This is a genomic window from Gillisia xinjiangensis (assembly GCF_046298265.1).
In the GTDB taxonomy this organism is placed as follows: Bacteria; Bacteroidota; Bacteroidia; order Flavobacteriales; family Flavobacteriaceae; genus Gillisia; species Gillisia xinjiangensis.
The window spans coordinates 467,415-494,254 of record NZ_JBKAHK010000002.1; the positions used below are offsets into that span (position 1 = coordinate 467,415).

Annotated in this window: 25 protein-coding genes; 15 read left to right on the forward strand and 10 right to left on the reverse strand. The window is 38.1% G+C overall.

Annotated features, from left to right (window positions below):
* Positions 1-8: 8 nt before the first annotated feature.
* From ACKGJN_RS03205 to ACKGJN_RS03235, 7 genes are all read right to left on the reverse strand, one after another.
* Positions 9-371 carry a DUF6616 family protein gene (locus ACKGJN_RS03205; protein WP_409537984.1) on the reverse strand — a complete coding sequence of 121 codons (363 nt, stop codon included), beginning with the start codon at positions 369-371 and terminating at the stop codon, positions 9-11.
* Positions 372-479: 108 nt separating this feature from the next.
* Entirely contained in the window at positions 480-1,604 is a 1,125-nt protein-coding gene (locus ACKGJN_RS03210) for a diaminopropionate ammonia-lyase (protein WP_409537985.1), read from the reverse strand.
* 47 nt (positions 1,605-1,651) lie between these two features.
* On the reverse strand, positions 1,652-2,137 hold the full coding sequence (locus tag ACKGJN_RS03215) for a peptide deformylase (RefSeq protein ID WP_409537986.1): 486 nt from the start codon (positions 2,135-2,137) through the stop codon (positions 1,652-1,654).
* Positions 2,138-2,604: 467 nt separating this feature from the next.
* Positions 2,605-3,609, reverse strand: coding sequence for an acyl-ACP desaturase (locus tag ACKGJN_RS03220; RefSeq protein ID WP_409537987.1), 1,005 nt, complete (start codon positions 3,607-3,609; stop codon positions 2,605-2,607).
* Positions 3,610-3,762: 153 nt separating this feature from the next.
* Positions 3,763-4,491, reverse strand: a complete 729-nt coding sequence (locus tag ACKGJN_RS03225) for a metallophosphoesterase family protein (RefSeq protein WP_409538377.1) — start codon at positions 4,489-4,491, stop codon at positions 3,763-3,765.
* Positions 4,492-4,493: 2 nt separating this feature from the next.
* Complete coding sequence (locus tag ACKGJN_RS03230; protein ID WP_409537988.1) at positions 4,494-5,630, reverse strand: ATP-binding protein; 1,137 nt, start codon at positions 5,628-5,630, stop codon at positions 4,494-4,496.
* A 59-nt stretch (positions 5,631-5,689) separates the two neighbouring features.
* Positions 5,690-6,442 carry an SDR family NAD(P)-dependent oxidoreductase gene (locus ACKGJN_RS03235; protein ID WP_409537989.1) on the reverse strand — a complete coding sequence of 251 codons (753 nt, stop codon included), beginning with the start codon at positions 6,440-6,442 and terminating at the stop codon, positions 5,690-5,692.
* Positions 6,443-6,616: 174 nt separating this feature from the next.
* Between ACKGJN_RS03235 and ACKGJN_RS03240 the strand changes: the two genes are divergently transcribed.
* From ACKGJN_RS03240 to can, 12 genes are all read left to right on the forward strand, one after another.
* Positions 6,617-7,441 (forward strand): DUF4382 domain-containing protein, encoded by an 825-nt coding sequence (locus tag ACKGJN_RS03240; RefSeq protein WP_409537990.1) that lies wholly within the window; start codon positions 6,617-6,619, stop codon positions 7,439-7,441.
* Positions 7,442-7,578: 137 nt separating this feature from the next.
* Entirely contained in the window at positions 7,579-8,583 is a 1,005-nt protein-coding gene (locus ACKGJN_RS03245; RefSeq protein ID WP_409537991.1) for an AAA family ATPase, read from the forward strand.
* An 87-nt stretch (positions 8,584-8,670) separates the two neighbouring features.
* Entirely contained in the window at positions 8,671-9,537 is an 867-nt protein-coding gene (locus ACKGJN_RS03250) for a DUF58 domain-containing protein (RefSeq protein WP_409537992.1), read from the forward strand.
* The gene (locus tag ACKGJN_RS03255) at positions 9,488-11,239 is read left to right on the forward strand and encodes an LPXTG cell wall anchor domain-containing protein (RefSeq protein WP_409537993.1); all 1,752 of its coding nucleotides are present in this window, start codon (positions 9,488-9,490) and stop codon (positions 11,237-11,239) included. Before ACKGJN_RS03250 ends, ACKGJN_RS03255 begins: the two co-directional genes overlap by 50 nt.
* Positions 11,239-12,243 (forward strand): vWA domain-containing protein, encoded by a 1,005-nt coding sequence (locus tag ACKGJN_RS03260; protein ID WP_409537994.1) that lies wholly within the window; start codon positions 11,239-11,241, stop codon positions 12,241-12,243. The genes ACKGJN_RS03255 and ACKGJN_RS03260 overlap by 1 nt, the downstream gene beginning before the upstream one ends.
* A 67-nt stretch (positions 12,244-12,310) precedes the next feature.
* On the forward strand, positions 12,311-13,354 hold the full coding sequence (locus tag ACKGJN_RS03265) for a VWA domain-containing protein (protein WP_409537995.1): 1,044 nt from the start codon (positions 12,311-12,313) through the stop codon (positions 13,352-13,354).
* Entirely contained in the window at positions 13,335-14,243 is a 909-nt protein-coding gene (locus ACKGJN_RS03270; protein WP_409537996.1) for a tetratricopeptide repeat protein, read from the forward strand. Before ACKGJN_RS03265 ends, ACKGJN_RS03270 begins: the two co-directional genes overlap by 20 nt.
* Positions 14,244-14,421: 178 nt before the next feature.
* Positions 14,422-16,185: a BatD family protein gene (locus ACKGJN_RS03275; protein WP_409537997.1), complete on the forward strand. Its 1,764-nt coding sequence runs from the start codon at positions 14,422-14,424 to the stop codon at positions 16,183-16,185.
* A gap of 3 nt (positions 16,186-16,188) precedes the next feature.
* Positions 16,189-16,938 carry a tetratricopeptide repeat protein gene (locus tag ACKGJN_RS03280; RefSeq protein WP_409537999.1) on the forward strand — a complete coding sequence of 250 codons (750 nt, stop codon included), beginning with the start codon at positions 16,189-16,191 and terminating at the stop codon, positions 16,936-16,938.
* 81 nt (positions 16,939-17,019) lie between these two features.
* Complete coding sequence (locus tag ACKGJN_RS03285) at positions 17,020-17,310, forward strand: hypothetical protein (RefSeq protein WP_409538000.1); 291 nt, start codon at positions 17,020-17,022, stop codon at positions 17,308-17,310.
* 233 nt (positions 17,311-17,543) lie between these two features.
* Positions 17,544-19,130: a SulP family inorganic anion transporter gene (locus tag ACKGJN_RS03290; RefSeq protein WP_409538001.1), complete on the forward strand. Its 1,587-nt coding sequence runs from the start codon at positions 17,544-17,546 to the stop codon at positions 19,128-19,130.
* Between the two features lie 24 nt (positions 19,131-19,154).
* Positions 19,155-19,790, forward strand: coding sequence for a carbonate dehydratase (gene can / locus ACKGJN_RS03295; protein WP_409538002.1), 636 nt, complete (start codon positions 19,155-19,157; stop codon positions 19,788-19,790).
* Positions 19,791-19,862: 72 nt separating this feature from the next.
* On the opposite strand, the gene ACKGJN_RS03300 is transcribed toward can, so the two are convergent.
* Entirely contained in the window at positions 19,863-20,384 is a 522-nt protein-coding gene (locus ACKGJN_RS03300; protein ID WP_409538003.1) for a CvpA family protein, read from the reverse strand.
* A 47-nt stretch (positions 20,385-20,431) separates the two neighbouring features.
* Between ACKGJN_RS03300 and ACKGJN_RS03305 the strand changes: the two genes are divergently transcribed.
* The 3 genes from ACKGJN_RS03305 (at position 20,432) to ACKGJN_RS03315 (ending at position 22,138) form a co-directional block, all read left to right on the forward strand.
* Positions 20,432-20,788 carry a hypothetical protein gene (locus ACKGJN_RS03305; protein WP_006989125.1) on the forward strand — a complete coding sequence of 119 codons (357 nt, stop codon included), beginning with the start codon at positions 20,432-20,434 and terminating at the stop codon, positions 20,786-20,788.
* A gap of 64 nt (positions 20,789-20,852) precedes the next feature.
* On the forward strand, positions 20,853-21,872 hold the full coding sequence (gene pheS / locus ACKGJN_RS03310; protein ID WP_409538004.1) for a phenylalanine--tRNA ligase subunit alpha: 1,020 nt from the start codon (positions 20,853-20,855) through the stop codon (positions 21,870-21,872).
* Between the two features lie 98 nt (positions 21,873-21,970).
* The gene (locus ACKGJN_RS03315; RefSeq protein ID WP_409538005.1) at positions 21,971-22,138 is read left to right on the forward strand and encodes a hypothetical protein; all 168 of its coding nucleotides are present in this window, start codon (positions 21,971-21,973) and stop codon (positions 22,136-22,138) included.
* A 132-nt stretch (positions 22,139-22,270) separates the two neighbouring features.
* Here ACKGJN_RS03315 and gdhA read toward each other — a convergent pair whose 3' ends face one another.
* Both gdhA and ACKGJN_RS03325 read right to left on the reverse strand, forming a co-directional pair.
* Positions 22,271-23,608, reverse strand: a complete 1,338-nt coding sequence (gene gdhA / locus ACKGJN_RS03320; RefSeq protein WP_409538006.1) for an NADP-specific glutamate dehydrogenase — start codon at positions 23,606-23,608, stop codon at positions 22,271-22,273.
* A gap of 187 nt (positions 23,609-23,795) precedes the next feature.
* Positions 23,796-26,825 carry a PEP/pyruvate-binding domain-containing protein gene (locus ACKGJN_RS03325; protein WP_409538007.1) on the reverse strand — a complete coding sequence of 1,010 codons (3,030 nt, stop codon included), beginning with the start codon at positions 26,823-26,825 and terminating at the stop codon, positions 23,796-23,798.
* Positions 26,826-26,840: the final 15 nt, after the last annotated feature.

The following is a 26,840-nucleotide window of genomic DNA, read 5'->3' on the forward strand; positions in this document are numbered from 1 at the left end:
TAGACATTTTAGTCGATTAAAGAGGTTGAATGAGCCTCAATGTTTATCAATTTTTCAATAACCTTAGGCATTGGTATCATTTCTCCCCGTGCATTTACCTGGGAAAAATATTTATGCCACCCGGAATCGGCCACTGCTTTTTCCAGTTTTTCCACATCATCTATAGATGGTAATTTCCAAACTGCCATATAGCGGTAATCGCTTCTATAGGGTGTGTGTTCATCATTCATCGCCCAACCGGTCACTTCTGCTCCGCTATCCATGATCTCTCTTACACCTAATTCCATTTTATCAAAAAATTCCCGTCTTTTATCTTTAGAAAGTTTCATCCATGATTCGGTCACATTCCATAATTCTACGTATAAATACATAATTTTAAATTTTTGGTTAGATTAAAATAAATTAATCCCAAAGAAGGATCTTTTTTAAAGGTACTAAATAATTGAGAATAAAATAAAAAATCTAAAAATTGGTGTTGTTTACTTCTTCTTCCGAATGATATTTTTAAAATTTTCCGGATCTGTATCTCCTTCGGTACTGTAAAAAAGCACCCTCGATTCAGCGGTAATATTGAGGGCTTCCTTCAAATTCCTGAAACGGGGATCCGTCATTAATGCGATAAAGCCGGCGAGTCCACCTGCACCAGATTCTCCCGAAATGATCCTTTTATCATCCCCGGTAGGGTAATATAATTCCCTGATGGCTTGTTTTGTAAAGCTGTCTTCGATTGCCATTGCGGCATCTGTTGAATCTTTTAAAATATCCCAGGCGGTTAGAGATGGAATGCCGCAGTTTAGTCCTGCCATTATGGTTTTAAAATTCCCTTCAGGTTTGGTGCGTTTTCCTTTTTTAAAGGAAGCCAAAATCCCTGCAGCTTCTATGGGTTCTACAAGTACGATTTTTGGCCTGTTTACACCATACCGGTTGAGGTAATACCAGGCTGCTGCCGCTGGCCAGCTTCCCACTCCAGCCTGTAAAAACACAATATCGATCTTAGGTTTTGGCAAGGTGTGGATACTGTCTTCCAGTTCCATAAAATGAGTGAAATATCCTGCCATAATATAAGCCGGGATCTCTGCATAGTGCGCGCTGGCTGTATCCTGAACGAGTTGCCAGCCGTTTTTCCTGCTCATCTCTTTGGCAAACTCACAGGTTTCATCATAATCTGCATCGACTTTTTCTACTACTGCTCCCTCGTTTTCAATTGCCAGAATGCGAGCCCTGGTAGTATCTTTAGGAACGAAAATTCTTGATTTTTTTCCAAAAAGTTTTGCCGACCATGCTACGGCACGGCCATGATTTCCATCCGTTGCCGAGCAAAATGTCTCTATGTCCGGGTCCTTTTCCAGTATTTTTGAAATTGCAAAAGAAGCCCCTAAACCTTTGAAAGCATTTAAGCCGAAGCGATAGGATTCATCTTTCACAAAAATTTTCTTCACTCCAAAGTATTTCGCCAATTCGTTTAATTTCAGCAATGGGGTAACCGTATAGTTTTTTAAAGATTGATGATATGCCAGGGGATCACTGCTTCTGAAAACGGAATTTGTAAGCCCTTTCGGCAAAATATTATCGGGCTTGTTTAAGTAATAAGGTGTGTGCTTCATAATAGATAAATTAAAAAACTCGGGGAATTAAATCCTCAATGAGGGATTCAGGATCTCCATTTAAAGGATTTTTCGTCTATTGCACGCATAGTACATAAAATTCCATTTAAATGATCATACTCGTGTTGTAAGAGTTCTGCCAGGTCATTCTCAAGTTTTAATTCCTGGGGTTGCCAGGATTCATCCAGGTACTTAATGGTCGCTGTCTTATGCCGGTTTACTTTTACAAGAAGATTAGGGAAACTCATACAATCATCCCAGACTTCAAACATTTCCTTACTTAGAAAGCTGAACTCGGGATTTATAATAATCACAGGTTTTTCGATATTCATATAGATAAGCCTTTTCATAATCCCTAATTGTGGCGCGGCTATGGCACGACCAAAATGGTACTTTTCACGGATCTCTCGCATAACATTATCCAGGTCTTCCACCCATGCTTTTACCATAGGTAATTCTTCCCTTAGAACCGGATCACAGGGTTGATAAAGCCTTGGATCTCCAAGAAGCAATAGATCGTTGAGGTTTTTCATTTCTATAATATTATTCTGAATTATTAGCAGCTTAAATGTGTTTTCAAAAAGGTATTAATGAAATTTAGAAACAGTAATGTCCGGTAAAGAGCCAAGATCGTTTCGCCTTTGGCGTAACTGCAAGAACCAAGAAAAAAGGCTTGATTTTAATTAGCTGATAAACATTTAGTTAGAATTTTTGTTTTTTCAAAACACCTTAATTTTCTATATAATTGAAAAATTCAGAAAAGCAAGGTTTGGTTATTAAAAATAATATTGGAATGCCCAAACTATGAGTGGTTTTAGCTTTCACAAAAATGTTTGCCGGACAACAATTATTTAAAAGTAATACTAAGAAATAAAAACAACTTTATAATGTTCTTTTGCTGAAATCTACTCCTGAAATTAAATTTAACAAAAAACCCGCTAAAAGAGCGGGTTTCGTATATTTCATTCTGAGTATCAATTATTTTTCAGCATTTAGATGATTAAAGCCTGCCATTGGCAGCTACCCATTTAAATTGGTGCTGATCCTGTGGGATAGAAATCCTGCCTGCAATTCTGGTCATTCTATCCGGAAGTGCCATTAAATAATCCCTTGCTTTTTCAGCATCATCGGTAAGGGAAGTGAACTTGTCAATTTCCCAATAGTCATTTAATTTTTTAAGAATATCTATGTAATCGTAGGTGGTATAAACACCAAGTCGTTGAGCCGCATTGGAGAAATTCTCAAAAGCGGTGGCGATATCATCTCCCGACTCTCTTATAAATTGTGCGGGCATTACGATTTTTTTCTTCATCATATCCTGGAAAGCGAGCATCATCTCACTTGGATCATAATCAAATATAACTTTTACAAATTCCCGGTATGCCAAATGATGTCTCATCTCGTCTCCGGCAATAACGCTACACATTTTAGCGAGCATTTTATTGCCTTTTTTCTTGGCAAGTTGCCCTACTCTTTTGTGTGAAATATTGGTAGCCAATTCCTGAAAACTGGTATATACAAAATTCTTATAAGGATCTCTTCCTGTCCCAATATCAAATCCGTCATTGATAAGATATTGCGTGGTTTTTTCAATTTCCTTCATATCAACACGTCCGGAAAGGTAAAGGTATTTATTAAGGGTATCTCCGTGTCTGTTTTCTTCTCCGGTCCATTGGCGTATCCATCGTGCCCATCCATTTTGTTTACCGTGAGAAGCTCCGTGTTGCTCGACCCCTTCCATATCCATTAACCAGGACTCGTAGGTAGGCAAAGCTTCTTCAGTAACCATATCGGCTACAAGCACAACCCAAAAATCGTATCCTAATTCCTGAGCTTCTTCCCGAATCTGGACAATTTCATCCATGTAATTTTCATTCTGAAGATTTGGCAAAAGATCTGTAGGTTGCCAAATCTCCTCGACAGGAATTAAGTATTTATCTATAAAACCATCTACCGATTTCTCGACGGTTTGCATGACTTCTAATCGAATGTTATCCAGGGCCATAGCTTTTTATCTTTAGGGGTTTTCCTTACAATACAAAATAATTTTCTGTAAAGCGTAGGCTATTTTTTTTAAAATATAATCAAAAATTGTGCAACTAAACTTAGGTAAACCTCAAAGATATAAAGTTATTAAGATTTCCTCCTAAAATTTATATTAATTTCTGCCTTCTTCCTTGGGGTATAGCTTATATACAGGTTGACTTTGCCATACATTTTTAGAATCTACATCTATCCCGGAAAGTTTTCCCTTAAATGCTGCGCCTGTATCAATGTTCCAAACATTTGCCATTTTTACAGGCTTTTCTTCATCTATTCGTGAAACCGGAGTATGGCCAATAAAAATTTCTTTAAATAATTTTAAGCGTGCAGGATAGAGCTTATGAGTAGTTGGTAAGCTTTTGTCCAGTGATAAAGCTGTTTCCCATAGAGTGCGATCCCAGTAGAACCCACTTTCATAATATTCCTGTTCCGGACCATGAAGATTTGTAAAACCGGCATGAACAAATAACCTGTTTTGCTTATCGATGTAATAATTTAGCATCTGTTCATAAAAATCCAGATGACTTTTTATTTCTTTTGAAGAAAAATCCCGGTAAGCATCAATGCTTGACTGGCCGCCATGTTGCAGCCATTGCTCGTTTAATTCCCCGGTTTTTAACCAGCGATAGGTGAGGTCATCATGATTTCCGCGTAAAAAGATGCAGGTATTTTGTTTTGCTAGGTCGATCAAATAGCCAACAACATTTGCGGAATCTTTCCATCCATCAACATAGTCCCCCAAAAAAATAAGAGTATCGACCGGGGTGATATTGATTTCCTCAAGAAGCTGTACCAAAGCCTTTAAACCGCCGTGAATATCCCCAATTGCAATAGTTCTTTTCATCATTAACTGTATTGTACCTTTCTTAATATGCGCATACTTTCTTTATAAGACTGATAAAGCTTTTGGCTATGCTTTTTTAAAACTTCTTTTGCCGATTCCAGTTTCTGAATCGCCAATTCAAAATCGTTGAAATAGCATATCAAATAAGTGGCAGGAAGATTTAAAAGGTCTTTCTCTTCATTTTTATTAAGTGCGGCCCCGTTTTTCAGTTTAGAGATAAGGGCATTGTTGGAATTATAAATATGATATAAGATCTTTTTATCAAATTTAGGCGGATCAAATAAAAGCTTACTTTCCATTTCATATCCCGCGTTATCCTTGAATTTAATTTGAACTTCCTCCAGTGGGTAATACTGAAATTTATTCTGCAGTCCTAAATGCACATATTCCACGATCTTGAAATAATCCTTATCAATACTTATGCTCACTTCATCCAGATCTGAATAAAAGAGTTTTACCTGTTCATTTATCAATTCAATATCCACCCTGGAATAATAAATTTCATTTTTGATCTTCTTAATTTTACCGGCCCAGCAAACCACAAAATATTCCTTAAAAACTTTATATTCAGGATTATAATCCTTTCGCTTTTTCATAAAGTCAAAAACGCCATCCAGGGTGAGCTCAATGTTGTTTTGGGCGTGTTTTTCTATCGAATCCACGATTTTTGAATTCACATCTTTAATCTCTATTCCAAAGATTTTGGGCATACTTATACTGCCTTCCCTTATAAAAACCGAGCCGCCATAATATTTCCAGATGTTTTTACGCAACGAGCAAATTTTACCAAAATTTGGCCGGATTGTCACTAAGCCAACTACCAGATTATCAGGCAAATGCGGAAATGGAATGTTTTCATAGGAAACCATTGGGGGATTAGAAAGATATGCGTTCACGAGGTTCTGGATCTTGCTGTCATCAAAAAAATCTACCCCGGTAATATGATTGTCTTCATCCTCTACCCCAATCACAATATAGGAATTGTTATACGGATTGGAATTAGCGAGCGCACAAACGTGTTTTAAAAACTTTGCTTTTCCTTCTTTTTGGCTAATATTAAGCAACCGCTTTTTATCGTAAAAGCTGTTCTCGTCATTATGCGCAAGCAGGTTTTTTATTAAAAGCCGTTTGTTGATCATCGGTTGAAATTGTTGGTGTTTTCTGCTGGGTTAAAATAGTTGTTTTCTCTTCTTTTTTGTTAATCCCTGTTAATAATGGTGCTGCTGGCCTGTGAGGTGGGCATCACGGTAAGATCTGCGATGTTTACATGGTACGGACGAGTGACCACAAAACGAATAACATCTGCAATATCTTCTGGTTTTAAAGCCTGAAATCCCTCATAAACCTTTTCTGCCCTTGCAGTATCCCCTTTAAACCTAACTTTGCTGAATTCCGTTTCTACAAGTCCGGGATTAACTGCGCCCACCCGGATTCCTGCTTTGTTAAGATCTATTCTCATTCCCTGGTTAATGGCATCAACCGCAAATTTGCTTGCGCAATACACATTCCCTTTGGGATATACTTCCTTTCCGGCAGTAGAGCCTATGTTGATGATATGTCCGGATTTGCGTTCCACCATTTGCGGAATTACCCCTTTGCTCACATAAAGCAGCCCCTTCACATTGATATCTATCATGGCGTCCCAATCATCTATATTTCCATCCTGAATAGCATTCATACCATGAGCATTTCCGGCATTGTTGATGAGTATATCGATTTTTTTAAATTCGGAAGGAAGACTTTCCAGTTGTTTGAATACTTCGGTTCTATCACGAACATCAAAAACCAGGGTCGTTACTGAAACTTTTTTTGATAATTCTGAAGCAAGCTCTAAAAGAAGCTCTTTCCTTCTTCCGCATAAAATGAGATCAATTTTTTCTGAAGCAAATGCGTGTGCAGTTGCTTTTCCAATTCCGCTGGTGGCACCGGTAATAAGGGCTATTTTATTCATATTTAGATATTTATTTTAAAGTTTCTAAGGTATAAAATGTATTGCTTACACCGGTATTAAGTTTGTAAAAGAGGGTTAAGCAGTGTTAAAAAAAGTTAATTGTATATATCCTTTATAATCTATAGAACAATATCGCGTTCTTAAGCCCGAACCCAAATTTAAACAAATATGAAAATGTACTCAAAGAAGTTTAGTGTAAGGAAAATTACAGCAATGTTAATCATTGCAATGGCAGTTACTATGTTTTACAGCTGCGATAACGATTCTGATGCGGAAGGAAAGGCAAGAGTAAAAGTAAGTATGACGGATGCCCCCGGAGATTATAAAAATGTTTTTATCGATGTTCAGGATGTGAAGGTGAAATCAAATACTTCAGCCGATGAGGAAGGCTGGGTTAGTTTATCCGGAGTTGAACCGAGAATCTATGATCTTTTAGAGTTAACAGGTGGAGTAACACAGATGCTTGCCAATTCTGAAATGGAACCGGGAACTTTAGGACAAATTAGATTGATCTTAGGACCAGACAACACAATTGTTCTTAATGATGAAGTTGGTACCGTGGTAAACCTTTCCGCTCCAAGTACAGAACAATCTGGATTGAAGCTTCAGGTAAACCAGGAACTGGAAGCAGGAATGGAATATGAATATCTTTTGGATTTTGATGTAGATCAATCTATTGTGTCTGCAGGTGCATCAGGAGGTTACATTTTAAAACCTGTTATTCGTCTTGTTAATTTGAAAGATACAGGAATTATTAAAGGAGAAGTACAGCCTTCTTTAAGTCAGAGTGTGGTGAAGGCTGCAAATGCTGCCAATACCATCACAGCTTATGCTGCTGCCGATGGAAAATTTTCGCTTAATGGAGTTCCCGCTGGTACTTACCAGGTAACTGTAACTCCTGCTGTTACATCCGGATTAGCCGTGAAAGTTATCAATAATGTTCAGGTTTCTTCCGGCGCTTCAGCTGATCTTGAGGTTATTTTTCTTGAAGACCTATAAGGATTAAAATTAATCACTGAAAAAGACTGTCTGAAAAGGCGGTCTTTTTTTGCTTTTTGAGCAATTTTGGTTCAATAATTGCGTATTTGCATCGTTCGTAATTTGTGAATATCTTCACATTCTTAAAAAAATATTCCATGATTGAAAATAACGCTTCAGTAGATATTTCAAGCTTAAATGAAAAAATAGAGCGGGAAAGCGCTTTTGTAGATCTTCTTACCGGAGAAATGAACAAGGTTATTGTAGGCCAAAAAGATATGGTAGAGCGCCTGTTAATTGGTCTTTTGGGCCAGGGGCATATTTTGCTGGAAGGTGTTCCCGGTTTGGCGAAAACCCTTGCTATCAATACACTTTCTCAGGCAGTTCATGGAACTTTCAGCAGAATTCAATTTACACCCGATCTTTTACCGGCAGATGTTGTGGGAACCATGATCTATAATATGAAGCTGAGTGATTTCAGCATTAAAAAAGGGCCTATTTTCGCCAATTTTGTACTTGCAGATGAGATTAATAGGGCACCGGCAAAAGTACAGTCGGCTTTACTGGAAGCCATGCAGGAAAAACAGGTAACCATCGGTGATGAAACTTTTATACTCGACAGGCCATTTCTGGTAATGGCTACCCAAAACCCTGTAGAACAGGAAGGAACCTATCCTTTGCCAGAAGCCCAGGTGGATAGATTTATGCTGAAAACAGTTATAAAATATCCTTCAATGGCTAATGAGCAACAAATTGTTCGCGCCAACTTAAGAGGTGGTTTCGAAAAGGTAAACCAGGTAGTGACCCTGGACCAAATCGCACAGGCACAGGCATCGGTGAGAGAAGTTTATATGGATGAAAAAATTGAAAAATATATTCTCGATATCATCTTTGCCACCAGAACTCCGGAAAAATATAAACTTGAAGAGTTAAAACCGCTTATTAATTTTGGAGCTTCCCCAAGGGGAAGTATTAACCTTGCGATCGCATCTAAATGTTATGCATTTATAAAACGAAGAGGCTATGTGATTCCTGAAGATGTAAGAGCGGTAGTTTACGACGTTTTAAGACACAGAATTGGAATAACTTATGAAGCCGAAGCTGAAAATGTAACTTCTGAAGATATCATCAGCAGAATTATAAATGAGGTAGAAGTTCCATAAAAAGGCCTTAAATCCTCCAAAGGGAATTTTTTTTAAAAAAATAGTTGGTTCCTTTTCTCATCGGGAAAGACTCAGGAAACGTAAAGAATGGATACGAAGGAATTACTCAAAAAAGTTCGGAAAATAGAGATCAAGACCAAGCGCCTGAGCAATCATGTGTTTGGAGGGGAATATCATTCCACTTTTAAAGGCAGGGGAATGACTTTTAGCGAGGTTAGAAGTTATCAGTTTGGAGATGATGTTCGAAGTATAGACTGGAATGTAACTGCCCGGTATAATGAGCCTTTTGTAAAAGTATTTGAAGAGGAACGGGAACTTACGATGATGTTGCTGGTAGATGTTTCCGGCTCTGAACTTTTTGGAACCGGGGATCAGTTTAAAAAAGATATTATTACCGAGGTGGCTGCCACGTTGGCATTTTCTGCGACTCAAAACAACGATAAAATAGGACTTCTACTGTTTTCAGATCAAATGGAGCTGTTTATTCCGCCTAAAAAAGGAAGATCTCACGTATTGCGGATAATCAGGGAACTTATAGAATTCGAACCAAAAGGGAAAAGCACCAATCTAACCGAAGCGCTTAAATATGCCACCAATGTTCTGAAGAAAAAGGCCATCGTTTTTGTGCTTTCAGATTTTATCGATGATGGATATCAGCATAGTTTAAAGATCATCAGTGGAAAACACGATGTTACCGGGATTCGCGTTTATGATCATAGGGAAGAAGAAATTCCTAACCTTGGTTTGGTGCAAATGCTGGACAGGGAATCGGGGGAATTGATGATGGTAAATACCGGCTCAAAATCTGTTCGATATTCTTATGCCGAATATTTCAGGGATCGTGAAAATTACTTCAGGGAGAGTTTCACAAAGAGTGGTGCCGGAAGTTTGAGCACCCGGATAGATGAAAGCTACGTCAAAAAATTATTGGGATATTTTAAAACAAGGGGATAAGAAAAATATGACCAAAAAATATTCAAATTTAAATACGTTTATCATAAAATCGAAGATACCTGAGCTTTTCAGATTTCCTGAAGTTGCAAATACTGCGTTTCATAAATTTCTTCTTTTTTCAATTTTTATAGCTACTTCATTTTCCGGTTTTGCTCAGGAAACAAAAATTTCTTCTGCAATAGATTCAACCAGAATAAAGATTGGAGAACAAATTATCTACAGTATTCAGGTGGAAACAGATTCTACGAATTTGGTGGTTTTTCCTGAAGGGCAAACCTTTAATCCAATGGAGGTTGTTGAATCCCTGCAAACCGATACTTCCAGGGTTCAAAACCGGTTTCGTCTCTTTAAGGAATATGCGCTAACGCAATTTGATTCCGGGAATTATACGATTCCGCGGCAGCGAGTTCTTGTAAATGACACCCCGTATTTTACAGATTCCATGCGGGTGGAGGTTTCAAATGTTGTTGTAGATACAACCAAACAAAAAATGTATCCTATTAAACCTGCGATGGAAGTCCCTTCAGGATTTCAAATTCCAAATTGGGTATGGTGGTTTCTGGGTATTTTATTGCTGATAGGTTTAGGATATTATTTCTTCAGGAGAAGGAAGAAAAAACAGGAAGCGGCCAAACAATTGCCGCCTTATGAAAGAGCTTTGTTTGAATTGCAACAACTGGATCAATCCCAGTTTCTGGAAAACAGACAAACGAAAGAATATTATTCGAAGTTAACCGAAGCGGTTCGGCGTTATCTGGAAGATGAGATTCATTTACGTGCTATGGAAAGCACCACTTCAGAACTTATCCATGACCTCGAAATAAAAATGGAAGCCGGACAGCTGAAGTTAAGCCGTGAAACCATCGATGAGTTGAAACGAATTTTACAACGTGCAGATCTTGCGAAATTTGCGAATTCCAGACCAGATGTTATCACTGCTAAAGGAGACCGTAGTAAAATCGAGCACGTTATAAATGATACAAAAGCCGCTATTCCGGAACCTACCGAAGAGGAACTTTTAAAAGATGAAGCTTATAGAATTGAGCGACTTAGAAAGCGCAAACGCAAAAAAATAATTTATGGAGTGCTGGCCGGTGTTCTGGTAATTGCAATAGTCGTCACTGCACTTATTACAACAAAAGGCTATGATTATTTACAAGACATTTTAATTGGGAATGAGACCAAAGAATTGCTGGAAGGCGAATGGATACAAAGTGAATATGGAGACCCCCTGGTTTCTATCACAACCCCAAGGGTACTAACCCGCGGAATAATAGAAAGGCCGGACGAAGCAAATGAAATGCTGGTTGGAGATGAAACTTTTATAGATGGAAGCCTGGAAAATGATCTTTATGTGGTGGTTAGCACCCTGAAATTTCAAAAAGAAGCAAAATTCGATCTCAATACTGCTGTGGAAGGTGTTTATGCAAATCTTGAGAAAAAAGGTGCAAAAAATATTATTGTAAAAGATGAAAAATACAACACAATACAGGGTGTTGAAGGGGTAAAGGTTTTTGGAACACTGGAGCTGGAAAACCCAGCAACAAAGCGTGCTGTAAAAAAAGAGTATATTATTTTGAATTTTGGAGTGAATCAGGGTTTCCAACAAATCACTGTGATCTTTGATGAACAGGATCCCTTTGCTGAAGAAATTGCAAACCGCATTATAAATTCGGTTGAATTTGAAAATCCCACAAATTAATGTTTGAAAACTTCACATTCGAAAGCCCTCAGTTTTTCTGGTTATTGCTTTTACTGCCAATAGCCGCGGCCTGGTATTTCTGGAAGCGAAACAGGCAACAGGCAGAACTAAGGATTTCAAGTATCCGGGGATTTAAGGCTAAAAGTAGCATGTTACCTGTTTTAAGACACGGATTGTTCCTGCTGAGGTTGATAGCGCTGGCATTATTAATAACTGCGATGGCACGCCCCCGAACTACCGATGTTTCCACAAGAACAAGTTCTACCCAGGGGATCGATATTGTGCTTTCCATAGATGTTTCGGCAAGTATGCTTGCCCGGGATCTTAAGCCAAACCGGCTGGAAGCATTAAAAGAAGTAGCAGCCGACTTTATTAAAGGCCGCCCCTCAGACAGAATTGGATTGGTGGAATATGCGGGAGAAAGTTTTACAAAAACCCCGGTGACCAGTGATAAGGCTATCGTGCTTACATCCCTTGACGAGATAAAATACAATACCGTTATTGAAAGCGGGACCGCCATAGGAATGGGGCTCGCAACATCTGTTAACCGATTAAAGGATAGTAAAGCAAAAAGCAAAGTCATTATTTTACTTACAGATGGGGTAAATAATTCCGGATTTATAGACCCAAAAATTGCGAGTGAACTTGCCGTAGAATACGGAATCAAGGTATATACCATAGGAGTTGGAAGCAATGGGATGGCATTATCTCCCATTGGAATACTTCCAAATGGCCAGTTTCAATACGGAATGGCCCGGGTGGAAATAGATGAAAAATTACTGCAGGAGATAGCGCAAACAACAGGCGGGAAATACTTTCGTGCAACTGATAATGAAAAACTTGGAGAGATCTATGAAGAGATAGATAGCCTTGAAAAAACGGAGATCGAAGAATTTAAATATACCAATTATGAGGAAAGGTTCCGGCCATTTTTATTGTTAGCCGGACTTTTGTTGATTTTGGAACTTTTTTTGAGGTTTACGGTATTCAGAAGTTTTATTTAAATTTAAAAATAGCAACGCATATTTCTTTCAAAGGAATGTGACAATTGAACAATAAAGGAGCATTTAAATGTATATTTTAGAAGAGGAAAAATTTTTCTGGTTATTGCTCATCGTTCCGGTGTTGCTCCTGTTTTATTTTCTGCAATTATTCTGGAAAAGACGAAAGCAAAAGCAATTTGCAAAACCCGCAATGCTAATGCAATTAAGTCCGGATAGATCCAGGTTTAAGCCGGCTCTTAAATTCGCCTTTTTGTTGGTTGCTTTGGGGGCGATGGCATTTGCTTTGGTAAATCCAAAAATCGGGACCAAAATGGAAACGGTTACCAGGGAAGGGGTCGACATTGTTTTTGCGCTGGATGTTTCTAAAAGTATGGAAGCAGAAGATGTAGCTCCCAACAGGCTTGAAAAATCAAAACAACTGGTTACTCAGGTTATCAATAATTTGGGGAGTGACAGAATTGGACTAATCGGTTATGCAGGAAGTGCTTTCCCGCAGTTGCCTATAACCACAGATTATGCTTCAGCAAAAATGTTCCTGCAGTCCATGAATACCGATATGGTTTCATCCCAGGGCACGGCTATAAAAGAAGCGATAAAAATGGCAACAACCTATTTTGATGAAGACAGCCAAACCAGCAAGGTTCTAATAATTATCAGCGATGGCGAAGATCACGAAGGAGATGCATTGGCAGTGGCCAGGGAAGCTGCCGAACAAGGGATACGTATCTTTACAATTGGCGTGGGAACTCCCAAAGGCGGTCCTATTCCTATTAAAAGAAACGGAGTAATCCAATCCTATAAAAAAGATCAAAATGGGGAAACCGTGATCACCAGGATGAGTGATCAAACCTTAAAAGACATTGCCGATGTTGCCAACGGAACTTATATCCAGGGGAATGTTACCTCTGAAGTGACAGGAGAAGTTGCAGAATTTCTTCAAACATTGGATCAAACCGAATTTGAAGCAAAACAATTTGCAGATTATCAATCCCAGTTCCAATGGTTTTTAGGATTGGCTATTTTGTTGCTGCTGGCAGATATTTTTATGTTAGAAAGAAAAACTGCCTGGGTGAAAAAATTAAACCTGTTTAATGAAAGAGGAAGCAAGTAAGAAGATGAAAAATATACTAATAACATATAAATTTTTTGTGTACTTATTTATAGGTGCAGGCTTTTTAATTTCCGGGACTTCCTATTCCCAAACTATGGAGGAGGAGCAAAAAAAGATAGAAAAGCAAACAAATAAATTCCTGAAGGAGGCTGAAGAAAAGCTGGGTGAGAATGATTTTGCTTCTGCAGAAGCTTCTTATAGAAAGGCGGTTGCCAAGAATCCTGACAGCGAAGTTGCGCGTTACAATATGGCCAACATGTATTACGGCAAGGAAAAATCGGGAAATGCAACGCAACGTTACATACAAGCTGCTGAAGTTTCCGAAACCAAGGACTCCAAGCATAAGATCTTCCATAATTTAGGCAATACCTTTATGGAGCAAAAGAAATATAAAGAAGCTGTAGAAGCCTATAAAAATGCTTTAAGAAGTAATCCATCAGATGAGGAAACCCGTTATAACCTGGCTTTAGCAAAGAAAATGCTGGAAGAGGAGGAAAAAGATGGCGGTGGCGGAGATGATGACCAACAAGATAAGGACGAAGGGGAAAAGGACAAGGAAAAAGATCAAAAAGGAGATGAAGGAGAAAAAGATCAGGATAAAAAGAACGGAGAAGAAAATGAAGATAAGGGTGGTGACAAGGAAGATGAATCCAAAAAAGAACCTGAAAAAGAGGATGAAAATGGAGACCCTAAAGATCAGAAGAAAGACGAAGGAAAAGATGGGGAGAAGGAGCAACCCCAACAACCACAGCCCCAACCTGGACAACTATCTCCACAGCAAATAAAAAGTTTGCTGGAAGCGATGAATAATGAAGAGAAGAAGGTTCAGGATAAAATAAATGCGCAAAAAGCGCAGGGAGCTAAAACCAGGACAGGAAAGGACTGGTAAAAGTCCATATAAAGCTTCAAATCAAAAACCTCGGGGCAAACCAGGAGGTATGAATTAGAAAATACTTTTAAAAAATTCGAGGCAGGCCCGCATGAATAGTTCGGGCAGGTCTCGGGGAACCAGTCCGTCCGTCAGGCGGGTTAAACCCTCAATAAGGGATTAAAAAGTTTAATTAGGAATGAATTTAAGAATATTCATAGTATCATTTTTTTTACTTATCTCAGGCATTGGTTTTGCCCAGGTGAAATTTGTTGCAGAGGTTAGTAAAAATAAACTGGGGATGAATGAACGTCTTCGGGTAGATTTTGAAATGAATCAGGATGGAGATAATTTTAAGGCGCCCTCTTTTATCGGATTTACAGTGGTTGGTGGCCCAAACCAGGCGGTAAGTAACAGCTGGATAAACGGGAAGCGTACCTATTCAAAAACATACAGTTATTTTTTGGCACCAACCTCCAGGGGAAAATTTACCATAGGACAGGCAGAGATCACCATTGACGGAACAACGTACAAAACTTCGCCGGTTCAGGTGGAAGTAACCGCTGCGGTGGATAAACCTACCGATGGAAATAATTCTGATTTTGTTGCATCTGAAAATCTGCATTTGGTGGCAGAAATATCAAATTCCAATCCCTATCTCAATGAAGCCATAACCGTAGTTTACAAACTTTATGTGAGCCCCAGGGTTAGTGTGAGCAACTGGAGAGAATTGGATAATCCTGTTTACAGTGATTTCTGGAGTCAGAATATTGATATTCGACAGCTTAAAATAGAAAACGGCGCATATCAGGGAGAACCGTACAGGTTTGTAATACTTCGAAAAACAATTTTATACCCTCAAAAAACAGGAGAACTGGATATCGAGCCCTTAACGCTTTCGGTCGCTGTAGATGTTCCCAGTAACCGCAGGGATATTTTTGGAGGCAGACTTTATGAAACCATTGACAAAACCGTTGCAGCCGGGAAAAGGACCATTAATGTGAAACCTTTGCCAGAAGCGAATAAACCGGCAGGATTTACAGGGGCAGTTGGAAAATTTGATTTTAAGGTAATCCCCGGTAAAACCGAACTTGCCGCAACCGAATCTTTAACTGTAAAGGTTGAAGTAAGCGGTAAAGGGAATTTAAAATTATTTGAACTTCCGAAATTGCAGGTACCAGCTTCGCTGGAAAAATATGAGCCGGAACGCAGTGAAAATGTCCGGACAGATCTTAATGGAACCCAGGGAAGTGTGACTGATAATTTTACCATTGTTCCTACTCAAAAAGGGAAATTCCCAATTCCCGGACTTTCATTCTCTTATTTTGATTTAGACAGTAAAAGTTATAAAACCATCACCTCCGGCGAGATCCTTTTGGATGTTTCTGCCGCTCCGGCAGGAAGTTCAATGGCCTCCGGAGGCTCGGTGACCGGAGTGAAGCAGCCGGTAGGAATCGTGGAAAATCAATTTAAATATATAAAATTAAATCCCGGTTTGCATCCTGTTGGTTCCGGTAGCTTTTTTGGAGGTTGGTCCTTTTGGGCCCTTTATCTCTCCCCATTTCTTCTTGTTGTTTTGGGTATTTTATTAGGAAAAAAACGAACAGAACTGGCAAATGATGTTGCTGGAAACAGAATTAAAAGAGCTAATAGACTCGCACGTAAGTATCTTTCAGAAGCAAAAAAGAATCTTGGCGATCAAACAGCTTTTTACATTGCTTTGGAAAGAGCGCTGCACAATTACCTTAAAGCCAAGTTGCATATACAGACCACAGATATGAGCAAGGAGAAGATCATAAGCCTTTTGGAAGAAGCAAAGGTGGATAAACCGGCTATCATGGAATTCATGTCACTCCTTAAAAGTTGCGAATTTGCACGTTATACACCTTCTTCAAGTGATACCATGCGCGAGGAATACGAAAAGGCCGTTATTACAATTTCAGCTTTAGATAAACAGTTATAAATCATGAAGATCTTACTATTTTATTTTTTAATGTTTTGCTGTATCCCACTAATGGCTCAAAATGAAGCCATATTTGAGGAGGCGAACGCTGATTATAATGCGGGGAATTATCAGGAGGCATTGGAAAATTATCAACAAATTCTCAGCAATGGAGAAACCTCAGCTGCCTTGTATTTCAATTTAGCCAATACGCATTATAAATTAAATAATATTGCACCAAGTGTTTATTATTACGAAAAAGCACTTCAGTTAAAACCTAAGGATAAGGATATAAAGAATAACCTTGAATTTGCAAGGAATATGGTTATTGATGATATTGCAGATGTACCTGAAACAGGGTTATCCAAAATGATTAACAATACGATTTCCAAACTCAGTTTTGATGGTTGGGCCTGGATGGCAATAGTAAGTTCTGTGATTTTTGCGATTTTTTTCCTGCTGTATTATTTCAGTGCCGGAGCAAAATTTAAAAGAATCTTTTTTGGTGTTTCAATCTTCTTTCTAATAGTTTCTTTAGGCTCGGTAGGTTTTGCGTATCAGCAGCAGGTATCGATTCAAAACAGCAAGTATGCTATAATATTTTCGGAAGAGGTTCCTGTGAGGAGTGAGCCTAACCTTAGAAGTGATGAATTATTCCTCCTGCATGAAGGTACAAAACTAAAAGTATTGGAGACATTTCAGGACTGGATTAAACTTGAATTATCAAACGGTGCGCAGGGCTGGATTACAAAAAATGAGGTGCGATTCTTATAAATAGTTTTTATTGATGTTAACCTTAGTTTAAATTATCGCTTTAAGTTTTGATATAGCTTGTTAAATGCTATTTTTGCACCGATGAAAAAAACAGCTGGCCTTCTGGCATTTCTTTTTATAAGTTTTCTTTTATGCCCAACGATAGTGGTCATAATTGATAAGCATTCAGATATTTCCTATGTTTTTTCCATGACTGAAGAGGAACAGTCTAAAGAAGGCAAAACTCTTACAGAATTCACTTTCCACGATAACGATACAAACCATCTTAGTATTGGATTACTTTCAAAGAAGAAAGTAATAGCCTATAAGGTAAAAAGTGACCTTGATTTATTATATCCCGAAGTAATATCGCCTCCTCCGGATATTGCATAATACTTCTTCATTAGAGAATCTTTAGTTTCAGCAACCGTATTTCAAAATCGGAATAGCCTATGTGTGCTTCTATGAGGCATAAAGGGTAGGTAATCTAGTGCTGTTTCTGAATATTCAAATTCAAATTATTCGCAAATTTTCCGATTGTTAGGAGCATCTTTCTCTAAATCAGGTTTATAATTAAACCTGAAATTGAAAGGGCAGTAGATAATCGTCCTATTATTTCATATCGTATGTTTAAAAATTTAAAAAACGACTTGCCTGCAAGTTTAGTAGTATTTTTTGTTGCTTTGCCATTATGTTTGGGAATAGCCCTGGCCAGTGGAGCTCCTTTATTTGCCGGCGTTATTGCCGGCGTTATCGGAGGTATTGTTGTAGGTTCCATTTCCGGATCTTCCCTTGGAGTTAGTGGTCCGGCAGCAGGATTGGCAGTAGTGGTTTTAACCGCAATTTCCGATTTGGGGAGTTATGAATTGTTTCTGGTAGCTGTAGTAATTGCCGGATTGCTTCAAATCCTTCTTGGAATTTTAAAAGCCGGGGTTATTGGTTATTTCTTTCCATCTTCAGTAATTAAAGGAATGCTGTCTGCAATTGGGATCATTATCTTTTTAAAACAAATCCCTTTGGCGCTTGGCTACGAAGATGGGGAAACACCGTTTGCCTTTTTTGAAACCACCGGATTTGATATCTATACTGGTTTAGTAAATATGTTAAATTCTGTTGCGACAGGAGTGGTGGTTATTACTGCAATCTCATTGGCAATCCTATTGATTTGGGATAAAGTTCTTGCAAAAAAGCACAAGGCTTTTAAACTTATTCCCGGCCCACTGGTAGCTGTAGTTGTTGGTGTTATTTATATGCTTATTTTTCAAGGCAGCGGCTCAGTATTTGAAATTACAGGAGCTAATTTAGTAACTGTACCGGTTCCCGATAATGTATCGGAATTTTTAGGCCAGTTAACATTCCCTGATTTTTCTCAAATAGGAAATTCACAGGTATTTATCGTGGCTATTACCATTGCCGTTGTAGCCAGTTTGGAAACTTTATTAAGTGTGGAAGCCACAGATAAGCTTGATCCTGCAAAAAGAGTAACCCCAACCAACAGGGAATTGGTGGCCCAGGGTATAGGGAATACTTTTTCCGGTCTTGTGGGTGGTTTACCAATAACCCAGGTAATTGTTCGAAGTTCTGCAAATGTTATGAGCGGAGGAAAAACCAAAGCTTCTACTGTTATGCACGGGCTTTTATTGTTGTTAAGTGTAATCCTAATTCCGCGGTTTTTAAACCTGATCCCATTAGGGGTTTTGGCAGCAGTATTGTTGATTATTGGTTATAAACTTGCAAATCCGAAGCAATTTTTCCAGATGTCAAAACTTGGAAAAACCCAATTCATGCCATTTTTGGTAACTGTTATAGCGATTGTTGCAACCGATTTATTGGTGGGTATTTTATTAGGTTTGGCTGTGGGAATAATTACTATATTGATAAACAGTTACAAAAACTCTCACTTTCTTCATATGGAAGATAAATCCAATGGCCTGCACAAGATTAAAATGGAATTTGCAGAGGAAGTAACCTTTTTGAATAAAGCAGCCATTCAAAGAGAATTGTATGCATTGCCAAAAGACACCTATCTTACCCTGGATGTAAGAAAAACAAAATCCCTTGACCTGGATGTTTTGGAAATCCTTGATGATTTTTCAATAACGGCCGAGAGAAAAAATATCACTATCAATTTAATTTCAGATAGGGGTGTGGTTGAAAACCCGCCAAGCTATCGCGAATTTTTTGGAGTGAACGTATTAGAAGGAGCACATTAATTATTAATTAAAAAATATCACATTATGAGTACATTTTATAAATCTCTACTTGAGAATAATAAAAAATGGGTAAAGAGTAAACTGGATTTAAATCCCGATTATTTTGACAAGCTATCAAAGGGACAACAACCTCCTTTATTATGGATAGGTTGTGCAGATAGCAGGGTTCCTGCAAATGAAATTATTGGAGCTCAACCTGGAGAAGTTTTTGTCCATAGGAATATAGCCAACATGGTTGTCCATTCTGATATGAACATGTTGAGCGTACTGGATTATGCTGTGAATGCATTAAAGGTGAAGCACGTGATTGTTTGCGGGCATTACGGATGCGGCGGCGTAAATGCGGCCATGACAAACCAATCTATTGGTTTGATAGATAACTGGATACGTCACATTAAAGACGTTTACAGGTTGCATAAAGAAGAACTGGATGCTATTGAAGACCAGACACAGCGTTCCAACCGGTTTGTGGAATTGAATGTTACAGAACAGGTCTTTGACCTTGCCAAAACCTCTATTGTGCAGGGAGCATGGGAAAAAAACCAGGAACTTAGCCTTCATGGCTGGGTGTATGGAATAGATTCAGGAATTATTAAGGATCTGGGTGTTAACATCAGCAATGATTCTGAACTGGATGAGGTTTACCAGCTTAATTTCTAAATCAAGATTTATATTTCCCTGAATTTGTTTGATTTGGGAGCCAAAGGATCGGTGTTCACATCGGTCCTTTTTTTATACCTCAAAATCTTCTTCAAGAAGATCTATTTCTTTTGCTTCCCGTAGAATAGCCGGCAATAAAACAGGGGCAATCGCCTTTACGTGAGGAAATAATAAGGAATCTTCGATGGTTTCCTCTTCTACAATATTAATATCTTCATTTGTTTCCCCAAAAAACATAATCACCACGCTTATAATAAAGGCGAGTTTGATCAATCCAAATCCGGCACCTGCCAGTTTATTTATAATTCCTAAGGCGGCAAAATTCATTATACCGGTTAGAAATTTTCCTGCAAGGGAGATCACAAAAACAATAAGGACAAAAGTGATTACAAAGGCTATTAATTTTACAAACTGAATGCTCCAGGAAACTTTATCAATAAGGTAATCGCTTAAAATATGGGAGAAATATACTGCAACATATATTCCGGCCACAAAAGCAACCAACGAAGCAAGTTCAGCAAAAAAACCTCTAAAAAAGCCTCGTATCAATCCATAAAGAAGGATGACGGCAAGAATTATATCTATTATATTCATGTTTTAAGGATAGCAATTACATCTTCCAAGATACGTATCTTTGCCAAATGGCAAGAGATGAACAATTAAAAGAACGGTGGACCCAGTTACAAACCAGGATTTCCAATCAATTTGCAGATGGAGATATGCTGGATTTGGATGCTATAATCTACCTTATTGGAGTGCAGGAACTTGGAAGACCTCATGAAAAATTCAAAAAAGATCAAAAATTAGATCTTATGCACATAGCAATATGCCGTTTACTGGCGCCCTATGGGTATTATGAATTCGATTTTGTTGATGAAGAGGGTTGGCCTCATTACAAGGTGCTGGAAGTTTTGCCCAGCTTGAAAGCAGGAGAGCAATCGGTGTTGATGAAGGATGCCATAGTACAGTATTTTCTCGAAACCGGATATATTCAATAAGATTGTTAAAATTACAGGGTAAAAGTACGATTTTAGTAAATTTGCCAGTTAAAGAAATGAATTCATGATTGATAAGATAAAGGAACATATTGCGATAGTTGCAGGTTTTCAGGCTTCAAATAAAGAGGAAGTGGAAGCTTTCAGGATTAAATACCTCGGAAAAAAGGGATTTTTAAATCAATTTTTTGCTGAATTTAAAAATGTTCCGAATGATCAGAAAAAAGATTTCGGTCAGGCAATAAATACTTTAAAAACCGCCGCTCAGGAAAAGGTTTCGTTGTTAAAAAATGCTTTTGAAGGTGCACAGGAAGAACATGGAGTATATGGTGATCTTTCCCGCCCGGCAGAACCTGTTGAGATTGGATCCAGACATCCTATTTCCATCGTGAAAAATCAAATCATAGAGATCTTTTCAAATATAGGATTCAATGTTTCTGAAGGACCGGAAATTGAAGACGACTGGCATAACTTTACGGCATTGAACCTTCCTGAATATCACCCTGCAAGAGATATGCAGGATACCTTTTTTATCCAGACAGATCCCGATATTTTATTAAGGACACATACCTCCTCTGTACAGGTAAGATATATGGAGAATAATCAACCTCCAATACGAACCATTTCCCCGGGACGTGTTTTCAGGAATGAAGCTATTTCTTCAAGATCTCACTGTATTTTCCACCAGGTGGAGGGGCTGTATATCGATAAGGACGTTTCCTTTGCTGATCTAAAACAAACTTTACTGTATTTTACAGAACAAATGTTTGGGAAGTCCAAAATCAGGCTTAGACCTTCTTATTTTCCATTTACAGAGCCTAGTGCCGAAGTTGATATCTATTGGGGACTGGAAACAGAAACCGATTACCGCATCACCAAAGGAACCGGCTGGCTGGAAATCATGGGCTGTGGAATGGTAGATCCAAATGTGCTTAAAAATTGCGGGATTGATCCCACAGAATACAGCGGATTCGCTTTTGGAATGGGAATAGAACGTATTGCCATGCTGCTTTACCAAATTGGAGATATAAGGATGTTCTATGAAAATGATATTAGGTTTCTGGAACAATTTAAATCATCCATGTAAATTGAACGTTACGACCCCGATATAAATACCAATGGAGTAATGCGACTTAATCCCGATAGCTATCCGGGAGATCAATAAAAACCAATAAGTCTCTATATATGAAAAAGATTGGAATTATTATTTTAGCGGTTATTATTTTAGCGGGGATAGCGGTACTTACGCTGGTGTTTCAGGTAATTGAATTTTTTGTGGGCGCCATTCTTTTCCTGGTGGCCATTTTCTTCATGGGTTATTTGTATAAGATGGTAAAGGACAAGCTGGATTGATTTGAAATTGAGTTTGCTAAAAAACTGGAATTGGAGTTTCTTCTAAAAATAAAATTCCCAGGAATATATTCCCGGGAATTAATAAATATATCGATTCTAATTTAATCTGAACGGTTTAAATTCCTGCCAAACCTATAAAACACCTTGATCTAACATAGCATCGGCCACTTTTATAAAGCCTGCAATATTCGCACCTTTTACATAATTAATATATCCATCATCATCTGTTCCGTATTTGGAACAAACCGTATGAATTGAAGACATGATTTGATGTAGTTTTGCATCCACCTCTTCGTTAGTCCAGTTGATTTTCATTGCGTTTTGTGACATTTCCAATCCTGAAACTCCTACCCCGCCAGCATTTGCAGCCTTTCCAGGAGCAAAAGGTAATTTGTGATTATGAAACAGTTCAACCGCTTCTGGTGTACATCCCATATTGGATACTTCCACAATATATTTTACGCCATTGGCAATTAATGTTTTTGCATCCTCCCCATCCAATTCATTTTGAATTGCACTTGGCATTGCGATATCCACAGCAACCTCCCAGGGCTTTTTACCGGGAACAAATTTGGCTTCCGGGAATTCTGTTACATAAGGAGAAACAATGTCGTTGTTTGATGCCCTAAGCCATAAGAGATAGGCTATTTTTTCTGCATCCAGACCGCTCTCGTCATAGATATATCCGTCAGGACCGGAGATGGTAACAACTTTTCCGCCAAGTTCAGTAACTTTTAAAGCTACACCCCAGGCTACATTTCCAAATCCTGAAACAGAAACCGTTTTTCCTATAAAGGAATCATTTTTTGTTTCCAGCATTTCCTTTGTGAAATAAGTTGCTCCAAAACCAGTAGCTTCTGGTCTTATAAGACTTCCACCCCAGTTTAAACCTTTACCAGTAAAAACCCCGGTATTTTCAAATTGTAGTTTTTTATACATTCCGTACATAAAACCAATTTCCCTACCGCCAGTTCCAATATCTCCTGCCGGAACGTCTTGATTAGGACCAATAACACGCCATAATTCCAGCATAAAGGCCTGACAAAAACGCATGATTTCTGCATCGGATTTCCCCTTCGGATTAAAATCAGATCCTCCTTTGGCACCACCCATTGGTAAGGTTGTTAAGGCATTTTTAAATGTTTGTTCAAATCCTAAAAATTTTAGAATACTTAAGTTTACACTTGGATGCAGTCGAATTCCTCCTTTGTAAGGTCCTATTGCATTGTTAAATTGAACCCTGTGCCCTAAATTTACCTGAACCCCTCCTTCATCATCTACCCAGGCGATTCTAAAGGTTAAAATACGATCGGGTTCCACAAGTCGCTCAATTATTTTTGCTGCTTCATATTGAGGATTTTCATCATAAATAGTTTGGATAGATTCCAATACTTCGTGAACCGCCTGCAAGTACTCTTTTTCTCCGGGGTGTTTTGTTTCCAGATTATTTAATATGTCTTTTACATTCATAATAGTATGATTTAAACGTATTTAAAATTATTTAGGGATATATTCTTCCGTTTGTTATCCGGGTGCAAAATTACATATATTAAATTGTATTTTTATTTAAAAACAACCCTCAGTTTTTAACAAAGCAGCGGGGTATAATTCCCAGATACCGCAGGTGCCCTTAGGGAAAATTTCATTTTAACTTCAGCTACATAAATCCTTCCGGAGGGAGATCTTCCAGGGAAACTTCCGGCTTAGGATTATCTTCCGTTTTATGTCCTGCTTTAAAAATTATGGCTTTACTGTTTTTCCCGTCTATAATTATATTTAAAGGTTCTTTAAAACGAATATGCCTTAAATATTCATCTTCATATTCAGCAACTTGTTCATTTAAATAAGATAAATCGAAATATCCATCTTCTATAAAAGGATTTATAGTTAAATAACCCACTTTAAAAGAGGTTAGATTTTGGAAAAAATGAGTTCCCTGGCTGGGTTCAATTCTATAGTCATTCAAGCCTGCCTCAATGATGATTTTAGCCGATGCTATTTGTGGCCAAATCACAGGAATGCCCAGCCATGGGTCGCTGGAGCCCCACCTTCCCGGGCCAATTAAAATATATTGCTCATCCAGTTCACTGAATTTTTTATTTATACGTTCCACTGCAGCTGCTATTTCCCGGGTATTGGCAGAGTTGAAGGTTTCGGGTTTTACATATACAAGATCCTGAATATTTCCATAATTTCCGTTTCCAAGTGCAGACTCCGAATAAACTATAGTGTCCTCAATATCAAAATTCTCTGGAATTTTGTTCATTGTCTCAATGCTTTCAACAATAGGCCTTATTTGTAAAAAACTAAATTCTTTTGGATTGCCGGATGGAACATCAAGTTTTACCGCAAATTCAATTTCTATGGGATTCCGCATTTCCCGTTGTCCAACTCGTAGCAGGTCCTTGAGGATTTCTGCCAACGGAAAGTTGTTGTACTTCAATATATTATCGAAAGTTATTACCCGAATACCATCCTGTAAAACTCCGGGTCTTATGGTGTTGTTTTGAATGTCGTAGGTTGAAGAAACGAATTTTAAAGAGCCGTGTTTTTCAGCATTTCTTATGCTTATCTTTTTCTTATTTATAGCTTCACTGGTGGAAACCTGATAGCTTTCCGGATCCATATCCAGCCCATAGAAATATTGCTGTGTTTCCCTTTTGGTAGATTCGGGAGAAGATAGCTGGAGAATCTTTTTAGGATGATAAGGTGAAAATCTAAGGGTTTGACCACCGCCAACAATAATTTCGCCCAATCCCAATGCGATATTGGCAATGCCCTCATTGGGCAATTCACTGCCAAGGGGATAAAAATTTATGGACCGCGCCACTCCTGAAACATTTGGGTAATACACATCATCATATTGTTTCCCGGTAACCTCTTGTAAAATAACGGCCATTTTATCTTCTTCAATACTATGGGAAGATGCCTTTAAGTAAATTTTGCTCTGTTCAAAAAAGGCTGAAGCCATTACCGATTTTATGGCGTTGGAAACCATATGCAGCATTTTTTCTTTTGAAGAATTTGGAATCATATAGGTTGCAAAAACCCCTGCAAATGGGATATAATGCGAATCTTCCAATACACTGGAAGAACGGACTGCGATTGGAGTTTTTGTAATACTTAAGAAGGATTTTATATCTTCCAGAACCCAGTTGGGCAGTGGTTTTGAAATAAATTCGTTTAAAATTTCATCATCATTATCACATTGAGCAACAAAGCGTATAAGCTTATGTTTTTCCATAAATTCATCAAATACCTCCGTGCTTAAAACCACCGTTCGAGGTATTGAGATGGAAATATCCTTGTATTTATTGAATAATTTATGGCGCTTTAAAAAAGAATTGATAAAAGCCAGTCCAAGACCTTTTCCTCCCAGGGAACCTTCGCCTATTCGTGCGAAATCCAAATACTCATCGTATTTATTTTTGTCAAATTTAGCTATAACTCCTCTGGATCTGTATAAACGGTATTTTTTAATGGCGTTTATTAAAAACTCCCTTATTTGTTCTATATCATCAAAATCCTCATATTCCACAGTGCTAAATAAATTAGCCAATGGAAAAAGCGCCCGGGATCTTAACCATTTAGAATATTCACTTCGCTTTGCGTGGTACTGTAAAGATTCTAAACTTACGCTGTTGAGGCTCCTTTGAAAATTATTTAAATCTTTTACCGTAGCCAAAACTTTCATTTGAACCGGATCCCAAAATTCAAAATCACCAAATGAAAAGTATTTATTGATATAATTTTTAATTTCCTCACCCAGAACTTCAGAATGTTTATACAGAAACTTTCCCTTTAACTCCATGGTTAATTTCTCGTTGTTCTTATCGGAAGATTGAATCAGGAACGGAAAATAGCGTTTCAGGCTTCTAACATATTTCAGAAATTCGAATCCCGCATTAGGATCCCTTTTTCCGCCTTTGAAATAATTTACATCAGAAATAACCCCTAAAAGATTGTCTTTATATTTTTCGAAAAGGGAAAGTCCTTCTTCGTAATTTGTTGCCAGTAAAATTTTTGGACGGCCTCTCATAAGCATCATAGTCCGGTGCTCATTCAAACCTTCAGACATGAAAGAGTGAGTTTGTTTTAAAATGATCTTATAAATAATTGGTAGATACCTCGAATAGAATTTTAAGGAATCTTCTACCAGCAAAATCGCTTTAACACCAATTTCACTGATGTCTTTTTCGGCATTCATCCTGTCTTCAGTAAGTTTGATAATTGCCAGGAAAATATCAACATTCCCGTTCCAATGAAAAACCAAATCGATAATTCCCGTGTTTTCACTTAGTGTTTTTTTTCTAAGTTCAGCAGAATACAGGCTAAGAGCAGCAATGGGAATGGATGGGAAAGCCTCTTTTATTTGCTTTGAAGTTTCAAAAGCCTTCGCATTTCCAATATCAAGCCAGGTTATAACCAGGTCTATTTTATCAGATTGCATTGTGCTTATTGCCCTTTTGGCAGAATTGGCATGGGTAAAACTTGGAGGATACCTAAGGTTTAAAGCAGTATATTCATTGAAAATACGCTCGTCTATTCTTCCATCCTCCTCGAGCATGTAATAATCATAGTTAGAACATACGATAAGCACCTTATTGATCCTGTTTTGCATTAATTCTTTAAATGCAAACTCTTCAAATTCGTATGTTTTTAAGTCGGGGAGTGTTCTTTTGTCCATTTTTATGAAGGCCTT